Source organism: Streptococcus sciuri, assembly GCF_024814375.1.
Lineage (GTDB): Bacteria > Bacillota > Bacilli > Lactobacillales > Streptococcaceae > Streptococcus > Streptococcus sciuri.
Genome location: NZ_JANUXX010000005.1, coordinates 131,608 through 139,711, shown reverse-complemented (window position 1 = coordinate 139,711; position 8,104 = coordinate 131,608). Strand labels below are relative to the sequence as shown.

The 8,104-nt window shown below is 41.5% G+C and carries 13 protein-coding genes; all 13 read left to right on the top strand.

Features of this window, described 5'->3' with window-relative positions:
* Positions 1–286 precede the first annotated feature (286 nt).
* The 13 genes from NXS10_RS05510 (at position 287) to NXS10_RS05450 (ending at position 8,074) form a co-directional block, all read left to right on the top strand.
* Complete coding sequence (locus NXS10_RS05510) at positions 287–721, top strand: helix-turn-helix domain-containing protein (RefSeq protein ID WP_259138563.1); 435 nt, start codon at positions 287–289, stop codon at positions 719–721.
* A 154-nt stretch (positions 722–875) separates the two neighbouring features.
* Positions 876–1,298, top strand: coding sequence for a hypothetical protein (locus NXS10_RS05505; RefSeq protein ID WP_259138560.1), 423 nt, complete (start codon positions 876–878; stop codon positions 1,296–1,298).
* Between the two features lie 16 nt (positions 1,299–1,314).
* Entirely contained in the window at positions 1,315–1,887 is a 573-nt protein-coding gene (locus tag NXS10_RS05500) for a hypothetical protein (protein WP_259138558.1), read from the top strand.
* The gene (locus NXS10_RS05495; RefSeq protein WP_259138556.1) at positions 1,880–2,113 is read left to right on the top strand and encodes a hypothetical protein; all 234 of its coding nucleotides are present in this window, start codon (positions 1,880–1,882) and stop codon (positions 2,111–2,113) included. The genes NXS10_RS05500 and NXS10_RS05495 overlap by 8 nt, the downstream gene beginning before the upstream one ends.
* Positions 2,110–2,328, top strand: coding sequence for a hypothetical protein (locus NXS10_RS05490; RefSeq protein WP_259138554.1), 219 nt, complete (start codon positions 2,110–2,112; stop codon positions 2,326–2,328). Before NXS10_RS05495 ends, NXS10_RS05490 begins: the two co-directional genes overlap by 4 nt.
* A gap of 446 nt (positions 2,329–2,774) precedes the next feature.
* Positions 2,775–2,945, top strand: a complete 171-nt coding sequence (locus NXS10_RS05485) for a ribbon-helix-helix domain-containing protein (protein WP_259138552.1) — start codon at positions 2,775–2,777, stop codon at positions 2,943–2,945.
* 1,111 nt (positions 2,946–4,056) lie between these two features.
* Complete coding sequence (locus tag NXS10_RS05480; RefSeq protein ID WP_259138549.1) at positions 4,057–4,197, top strand: hypothetical protein; 141 nt, start codon at positions 4,057–4,059, stop codon at positions 4,195–4,197.
* 14 nt (positions 4,198–4,211) lie between these two features.
* Positions 4,212–4,376, top strand: coding sequence for a CopG family transcriptional regulator (locus NXS10_RS05475; RefSeq protein ID WP_259138547.1), 165 nt, complete (start codon positions 4,212–4,214; stop codon positions 4,374–4,376).
* A gap of 85 nt (positions 4,377–4,461) precedes the next feature.
* A complete protein-coding gene (locus tag NXS10_RS05470) occupies positions 4,462–4,866 on the top strand; it encodes a DUF1492 domain-containing protein (protein WP_259138545.1) in 405 nt (134 codons plus the stop codon).
* 114 nt (positions 4,867–4,980) lie between these two features.
* On the top strand, positions 4,981–5,115 hold the full coding sequence (locus NXS10_RS05465; protein ID WP_259138543.1) for a hypothetical protein: 135 nt from the start codon (positions 4,981–4,983) through the stop codon (positions 5,113–5,115).
* The gene (locus NXS10_RS05460) at positions 5,115–5,627 is read left to right on the top strand and encodes an HNH endonuclease (RefSeq protein WP_259138541.1); all 513 of its coding nucleotides are present in this window, start codon (positions 5,115–5,117) and stop codon (positions 5,625–5,627) included. Before NXS10_RS05465 ends, NXS10_RS05460 begins: the two co-directional genes overlap by 1 nt.
* Before the next feature lie 102 nt (positions 5,628–5,729).
* The gene (locus tag NXS10_RS05455; protein ID WP_259138539.1) at positions 5,730–6,197 is read left to right on the top strand and encodes a phage terminase small subunit P27 family; all 468 of its coding nucleotides are present in this window, start codon (positions 5,730–5,732) and stop codon (positions 6,195–6,197) included.
* Entirely contained in the window at positions 6,194–8,074 is a 1,881-nt protein-coding gene (locus NXS10_RS05450) for a terminase large subunit (protein WP_259138536.1), read from the top strand. The genes NXS10_RS05455 and NXS10_RS05450 overlap by 4 nt, the downstream gene beginning before the upstream one ends.
* Positions 8,075–8,104 lie beyond the last annotated feature (30 nt).

Genomic DNA, 8,104 nt, shown 5'->3' with positions numbered 1-8,104 from the left:
TTATACTGAGTTTTATAATCAACCCTTTTTGCTCCAGTAAAGCAAAAAAAGCCACTGAAAAATCAGTGGCACACCAAAACTATCCACTGCCATTATAGCACAAAAAAGCTGTTCGAAAAAAACTTTTGTCAAGGCAATGTGAAATAACGGCTTCTGGACAAGGTCGAAAAAGGAGGTATGGAGGAATGAACGACTGTACAGCCATTACTGGTTAACAACTGGCAAAGCAAATAGGACCAGCTAGGAAACAATGCGTAGCGTATGAGACGAGATAGGAGGCTTAAAGATGCAACATATTTTCACCAATGCGTATGACAATTACACCGCTATGAATAATCATTTTTTAGAGGATGAGAACTTGTCAAGTTCTGCCAAGGGGGTCTTGGCTGTCATCCTGAGCAACAAGGAGGACTGGAAGATCTACCCAGAGGATATCGCCAAGCGATCAAAGGACGGTTTGGCGAGTCATCGGACGGCTTTTAAAGAGCTGGAAAAGCATGGCTACATTCGAACCATCACCAAAAGTCTGGGGCGTGGTAAGGGAGTTAGGCGCTACCGATTTGCGCAAGATGTCCCAATTACGGATGCTTATTTTGAATCCATCAAGGAACGTTTGGAACAAGAGTTATCAACAGACTTATCCACAGATCCTGTTGATAACCCTGTTGATAAGTGTTTTACAACATGCGATTTTACAAGATTGAATTTTTCAACTTTGTAAAATCGCATGCTAACAAATACTAATATTAAACAAGTACTAACAAACAACAAATAATACTTGAGAATAAATAAAAAAATATAAAGACTTTCTGAAAGTTATCCACAGGGAAGAAAAAAGCAACTGGGTATTTTTTGAGAATAGAAGAGGTGATGTCGTGAACATTTATCGTTACAAGGTAAAAGAGACAGGAAAAGTGTTTGTAGGGACGATACCGGAAGCTTCTGAGCATTTTGGCTTTAGCACTGGTACGCTTCTTATCATGCAGCGAAAGGGGGAGCTAGAGCGTGAGGTGGTGGAGAAAATCCCCAATGAACATACCGTTTTTAACGTCAAGATTTACCGTTTTAGCTATCGTGGAGATGTTTTTGAGGGGACTACCACAGAAGCCTTTGCCCACTTTCAGATAGAGCAACATGACCTCTATAAGCTGATGAAAAACGGGGAGATGGGACGTGTTTTTCTGAGAAAGGAAAGAAGAGAAAAGGATAAGGATAAGAAAAGCTCAAGTCATGAGAAAAAGCTGGTGCGTGAGCATTATTTAAAGCGTGCGCAGATGTTAGACTTGGGGCTGTTGTAGAGAAAGGACAAGAGAAATGACAAAAGAGGAAATCATAAATCTATACACGGAAACGCTGGACTTTCACAAGGTGCAGAGGACTTGTAAGCTACCGCCTTTTAGGCTTCATATGCTGTTGACACAGGCTGGGGTGTTGCGCTTACAAGACAAGGTGAACTTTGGGAGTAAACCGCAGCGCCTAGGCGGCAAGGCAGAAGAGCTATTTCAAAAGCTAGTGCCAGAAGCAATTGACGCTAACAGAAACTTCAGAAAAAACAATCCGCAGTATGACTATGTTTATAAAAACTTGACGATTGATGTGAAATACTCTTCGTTGCTTATTAATAAAGCAGGTGGGAAAAAGCCCCACTGGCACTTTAGGGTGGAAGGGACGCAAGATGTTATCGTTGCTTTTCTTGAACGTGAGAAGGGCAGTGAGCTAGATGACCCCATCGTTATCTTTTTGCCGATGGCTTTTATTCCAGAGCAACAAACCGCTATGCATGTGACAGCTGGGAGCTATATCATGACAGACTTTCAGATAGAGGCTGAGGAGTTGTCGTCCTACATCAAGGACTATGCGGAAATGAAAGGAGCGTATGATGGTTAGAAATACATTGCAAGATTTAGACAATCACTTGTTTGAGGCGCTGGAGCGTTTGAACGATGAGGAGATGAGTGAGGAAAAGCTGGAGAAGGAAACCAAAAGGGCGCAAGCGATTAGTAACGTTTCTAAAACGATTATCCAGAACGCAGAGATTAAGCTAAAAGCGGTGGAGCTTCAGCAAGAGTATTTTGGTGAGGGCGGTGGTGAGTTGCCACTGCGTATCCAATGAGAGCCTTCATTCACCTAGATGGGGATAAGAAGAACTTTACACCAGAAAATTTATTTTCGTGTAACTTAGAAGAACTTAAGGTTTTTCACCGTAAAAAGTATGAGCGATTGACCCCAGAGCAGACAAGAACAAGACTACTGGAGATAAGGCTTGAGCTGAAAGTAAAAGAAATGCAAAAAGCCTTGAGGGAGAAGAAGGGAGATAAGAGCCGGTAGAGGCTTGGCATCACCCAAAAACGACCTTTGACAATTGCATAGAGTGCGTGGAGAAAGTTTTAAAAAAATGTATCCAAAATGATTGAATTTTGGATACACTTATGCTATAATAATCTTGTAAGGTTGAGGGAGGTAACCTTAGACAAGGAAACTAGTAGAAAGGAAAAACGGAGCTATGAAACATAGGAAACAAACAGAAAAGCTCTCGGTATCGGATAAGTTAAATATTATCGCAATCATACTTAACATTATCACACTTATACGAGAACTCTTCTAACAACTAAACGAAGCCAAGGAGCTTTACGCTCCTTAATGGTTTCGTGTCTATTGTATCATAGCTCCTAGCAGATTGACAATGGAAAAAGACAAACGTTCTATAGTTATTGCTAGTATCGCCTTAATAACAAGTATCATCGCCCTTGTCATCAGCTTTTTACACTGATAACATGGCTAAAAAAATGGGACGACCGACCAATGACCCGAAAGACTATCAGATGCGCATACGTCTATCTGAAACGCATAAGAACAAGCTTGATGACCTTAGTCAGAAGACAGGAAAGACCAAGGCGGATATCATCCGTGAGGGGATTGACCTCGTCTATCGTTTAGAGAAATAAAAAACGTGTTAGCATCTAACACATTAATAACCACGCGCTCCTATTCAGTAAGAATAGGGGTTTTTATGATGCCAGTAGCAAGTCAAGCCCCTAAGTCACATACGAGCTGGGATTCTCGTTAAAAGCAACCTAGAACCTTTATCTTTGCTAATGGTGCTCGTCTGGTGGCAGTTTATCGGTTTTCGACAGCCGAGCGAGCATAGCCCGTATGGGCTAGAAAAATTTTTTAGAAAGGCCTCCTATTAAGGTTTTCGCTTTAACAACTGATAACGTGTCAGAATCCACGTAAAAAGTGACTTAGAAAGTATATCCTTTAGGTTGCTATCGTCATAGTACAGTAGCTAGACTGGTGTCATAGTCGTTCGATTCGACTACTAGCTATACCGTCAGGCGTTTGTCTTTTGACCATTCGTGAAAACTCCTTAAATAAAATAGATTCTATACAACACAACAATACATGCGAAAAAACGTCTGGCGGAGGCGCTAAGTTTTGTGAAAGGGACTTAGCGTATACAAAAATAAAAGAAAGGTCGATAAAATGGTTAGGAAAGAAAAAAAGAACGCTTATAGGGCGATTATGGAGGAATTGAGATGGTTTACTTGATTTGGCTAGGAGGTTTGGTGAGTAGCAACATGAAAGATTTTATTGCAGTGGCAGTAGTGACAGTGCTTACCCTTATCCTTATTTGGAGAAATACTAGAAAATAGAGGGGCGTTTTGTGAGTGAAAAGTTTTTAGCGATGTTGTTTGTCATCATGCTTATATCTTGCACGTTCGACGTCATCTGCAAGGTATATGATAAGCTGGCTGTAAAGACTGAGTTGGAGAAAAAAGTTGGCAATGAAAAAATAGAAATATTTTTAAAAAAACATTGACAAAACGCAACACAAATATTATAATAAACAGGTAAGGTTGAGATAACCTAACAAATCTAGTAGAAAGGACTTACCACAATGGCTAAACGCAGAAGAAAATGGCTACCGAAACCAAAAGAAGTAACCCTCAAAATCTACTTCATTATGGGTTCGCTAACCATCAAATTCTAGAGATAGTGGAGCGAAAGCTCCCCTATCTGTTTAGTTGATTGTAGCAAAAGTAAGGGTAAAATGCAATGGCTAACAAAGTACTTTACCATAAGAAGTTCAAACATGCCGAAATAACGGTTGAAAAAACCAATCGTAAAGAGAAGATTACCTCTGGCATTGCTTGGGCTATCGTCTTGGGAATTGCTATTTGGTATGTTACGAGATAGCAATGACAACAAAAATGGGAAGACCGATTAAAGGGGATACCAAACGCAATAAACATATGGCTATCAGATTAACAGAAGCTGAGTTTGACAAAATTACACAGTTATCACAAAAACTTGGCCTATCAAAAGCTGATACCGTGGTTAGAGCGGTTGACTTACTCGAAAAATCGGAAAAATAAAAAACGGTTTAAAGGAGAAAAAAGCCATGATGTCTCACGGTCATGTTAACGTAAAAGCTAATCTTATTAACATAAAAGGAGCATCATGAGTAAAGCTTACACTATTTTAAACGAACTCAAAATGCTTGTACCCTACATTCAAAGCCTTGAAGAAGAGCGCACGCAACTTTTGGCATCGCTTTTGACCAGCCCAAAACTAAGCACGATGAAAGTCACAGGCGGTATCAAGCACAAAGTTGATGACACCTATATGAGCATACTTGATATTGATGAAGAACTGGCAGAAGCCTTAGAAAGAAAACGCGAGCTGACCAGACTACTCAAACAACTACCGCATGAAGAAGGCTTGGTTTTGAGAATGGCTTTTATCAACAGATATAGCGAGTACGAGATTAGAGACCGTTTACGCATAGGACGCAATCGCTATTATCGACTGAAAAAGGGTGGTATCAAAAGATTAGACGAGCTTTTACAGGGCGGTACAAATTAACACAAATGAACACCAATTAACACGAAACAACACATTGCAACGTGTTATTATGGTATTATCAAAAAATGAAACAAAGAGCTGTGATGAGTGCAGTTCTTTTTTTGTGAGGTCACTATGTTTGTCATCATTTCCCTTATCTGGCAATGTATTGTTGCAGTCCTTGGGCTACTAGTCTTAGGCTTTCTAGCTCTTATCTGTGTGATGTTTATTGTCGCAGGTTTTCTTAAACTCTTCAAAGGGGCAAAATAATGCCACGTGTCAGAAGATGTCAGTATGACAATTGCCACGCGCTGGTAGAGCTTCCACTACACTACTGCAGCCGTCATATGCAGTACGAAGAAAAGTATAAAGAACAACGTGAGCGCTACAGTCGCAAAAGATACAACAAATACCAACGCAACCGCAAGACCGAAAAGAAAGCACAGTATCAGTTTTACCGCACAAGGCAATGGGTACACCTAAGACAGTCCGTACTGGATAAACAACACTATCTTTGTCAGTATTGCTTAGCACAAGGCAAGCTAACCCCAAACAGTAAAACAGTAGACCATATTATCCCGATTGAAGTCAACCATCAACTAAAAGCTGACAGTACAAATCTAGCTGTGACTTGCAGGACTTGCCACCAGCTAAAAACGCAATGGGAACAAGGCTATTATGGTACAGGTAGCGCCAATCAAGCAACAAACGCACCCCAGATACGAAGCATTGCAACCATCGCCCGTATCATACAAAATAAAAAAGATACCCCCCGCCTATGATTGCCTAAAGAAGAGCCGCCACAAAGTGTTTTCTTACATCGCAGACGATTTTTTCAGATTTTTAAGGGGTGTCATCAACACAGCAGAAAAGGAGGGCAAGCAGTGGTTAAAAATCCGTACTTTAAGCAAAATAAAGGGAAGTTACCAAGCGACCCTCCAAACTACCTAGGAAAAGAAGCAAGGGCAGTCTGGGTGAAAATCGTTCCGTTTTTAGAAGACACACAAAAAGTCAAGCGTGTAGATAGTATGTTGGTGGAGTTGTATTGCACGACTTACGAAGTTTACAAGCTAGCTTATCAAGATGTGAAAGCAAATGGGATACAACAGCCCTTAAAAAAACCGATACAAGCACAAGGCAGCGGAGAGATTTTAGGAGAGCAGTTTTTAGGTTTTAAGAAGAACCCAGCAGTTGCTACGATGAAAGACGCTGTGGATACTCTAAATAAAGTGGCTATTCAGCTGGGATTGACTCCAAAAGGGCGTCAAGACTTGCTTTCTATTGTGGATGACGCTAAGGAGGATAAGCGAGCAGGCGATGCGCTTAAAGCATTCTTTGGAGGGGATAAATGATTGATTTAAGAAAGAGTCATGATGTTATCGGTGCTTATAATAGCCTTGATTTTTCGGAGATTAAAAAGCACTATCAAGACCCTGGGACAAGGTACGCTTTTCGGGTGCTTGATGGGGAGGTTATGGCGGGTTATGCTATCCAGTTGGCTTGTTTTCGTCATCTGAGGGACTTATCTAGGCAGGGGGAGGCTGACTTCCCTTTTGTTTACTCTATCGGTGCTTTTAATAAGTTTTTGAAGTTTACAAGCATTATCCCAAATATCGATAACTTAGATGAACCGTTACATTTGATGGACTGGCAGTTGTTTATCTTTAGTCAGATGATAGGTTGGCTAGATGATAAGGGTTTGCCTCGTTTTTCAAATATTGTCTTGTCGATTGCAAGGGCGCAGGGTAAGACGATGATAGCGGGTATTTTGGAATGTTATTGTTTTTTGATTGAGGCGCTGGGGCAAAGCAACCAAGATTTTCTGGTGAGTTCGCTTAATTTTGAGCAGACGATGAAGCTTTTTGGCTATATTAAGTCCATGATGGGGCGGATTATTGAGCGTGAACCGTTTAAGAGTTTGGCTAAAGAGATGGGGGTGCAGTTGTATTCGCGTGAGATTAAGGCTTTGGCAACCAATAACGCTATTCAGACGATTTCTTTTGAGTCAGGGAAGTTTGATAGTAAGCACTTTAAGTTGGCGGTAGCTGATGAGGTTGGGGAGTTAAGGGTTGATGATGGGATTTCTAAGATTACTTCTGGGCAGGTGAATACAGAAGGGTCACGGTTTATTGAGATTTCAACTTCTTACACGGTGCCAGATGTGCCTTTTCACAGGGAGCAACAAAAGCTAATCGAGGTGATGGAGCGTGATTTTGACCGTGCTGGTGATGATCAGTTGTGTCTTATCTGGTGTCAAGATAGTCTTGAGGAGACTTTTAAACCCGAGACCTGGTATAAGAGTAATCCGCTACTGTATCTAGATAGTCATCGTGATAACTTGATGAAAAGTCTGGTGTCTGAGCGTGATAAGAAGATGATGATGGGTAAGCTCTCTGATTTTCAGGTGAAAAACATGAACATGTGGCTAAATGCGGATAGTCATTCTTTTTTAAAGTTAGATGATATTGAGAAGGCGGTTATCTCGGAGTTTGATATTCGCAATCGTCAGGTGTATGTGGGGGTGGACTATTCGCTCTTTAGTGATAATACGGCGCTTGCTTTTATCTATCCGTACGCAGATGATAAGGGGGCGATGAAGTGGCATATTGAGCAACATTCTTTTATCCCGTGGCAGCAGGCGGGTAGTCTGGAAGCTAAGGAAAAAAAGGACGGGATGAACTACCGTGAGCTGGCGCGTGAGGGCTACTGTACGATTACAAGCCATCCGCAGGGGCTTATCAATGATGACCAAGTCTATGAGTGGCTGGTGAACTATATCGCAGATAATCAGTTGGATGTTATCTTTTTTGGCTACGACGCTATGGGAATGACAAGGGTTATCAAGGCTTTAGAGATGAATACCAGCTATCCTTTGCAACCTATCAGGCAGCGGACAAGCGAGCTAAAAGACCCGACGAAGTTTTTGCAGACGCTCTTTATCGAGGGGAATGTGACAAGGCTGGATGACCCCATCATGAAAAAAGCGCTCTTGAACGCGGTCATTGTGGAGGATAAGGTGGGGATACAGGTGAGTAAAACCACCGCCAGTTATAAAATCGACGTGGTGGACGCTATCATCAACGCCCTTTATCAGGCAATGTTTCACTTTGAAGACTATGGCTTGCCAAATGATAGGGGCTATATGGTGGAGCATATGAGTCAAGAGGCGGTCAGAGAGTGGCTGATGTCAGAAGAGTCAGGGGCTATCTCTGATGAGGACTACTGGTAAGGTGTCCATGATAATAAAATAAGCATGTTT

What these genes read in the sequence shown, in the direction of transcription:
- NXS10_RS05510 (WP_259138563.1), top strand. Translation starts at nt 287, where the DNA reads ATGCAACATATTTTCACCAATGCGTATGACAATTACACCGCTATGAAT.
- NXS10_RS05500 (WP_259138558.1), top strand. Translation starts at nt 1,315, where the DNA reads ATGACAAAAGAGGAAATCATAAATCTATACACGGAAACGCTGGACTTT.
- NXS10_RS05495 (WP_259138556.1), top strand. Translation starts at nt 1,880, where the DNA reads ATGGTTAGAAATACATTGCAAGATTTAGACAATCACTTGTTTGAGGCG.
- NXS10_RS05490 (WP_259138554.1), top strand. Translation starts at nt 2,110, where the DNA reads ATGAGAGCCTTCATTCACCTAGATGGGGATAAGAAGAACTTTACACCA.
- NXS10_RS05485 (WP_259138552.1), top strand. Translation starts at nt 2,775, where the DNA reads ATGGCTAAAAAAATGGGACGACCGACCAATGACCCGAAAGACTATCAG.
- NXS10_RS05480 (WP_259138549.1), top strand. Translation starts at nt 4,057, where the DNA reads ATGGCTAACAAAGTACTTTACCATAAGAAGTTCAAACATGCCGAAATA.
- NXS10_RS05475 (WP_259138547.1), top strand. Translation starts at nt 4,212, where the DNA reads ATGGGAAGACCGATTAAAGGGGATACCAAACGCAATAAACATATGGCT.
- NXS10_RS05470 (WP_259138545.1), top strand. Translation starts at nt 4,462, where the DNA reads ATGAGTAAAGCTTACACTATTTTAAACGAACTCAAAATGCTTGTACCC.
- NXS10_RS05465 (WP_259138543.1), top strand. Translation starts at nt 4,981, where the DNA reads ATGTTTGTCATCATTTCCCTTATCTGGCAATGTATTGTTGCAGTCCTT.
- NXS10_RS05460 (WP_259138541.1), top strand. Translation starts at nt 5,115, where the DNA reads ATGCCACGTGTCAGAAGATGTCAGTATGACAATTGCCACGCGCTGGTA.
- NXS10_RS05450 (WP_259138536.1), top strand. Translation starts at nt 6,194, where the DNA reads ATGATTGATTTAAGAAAGAGTCATGATGTTATCGGTGCTTATAATAGC.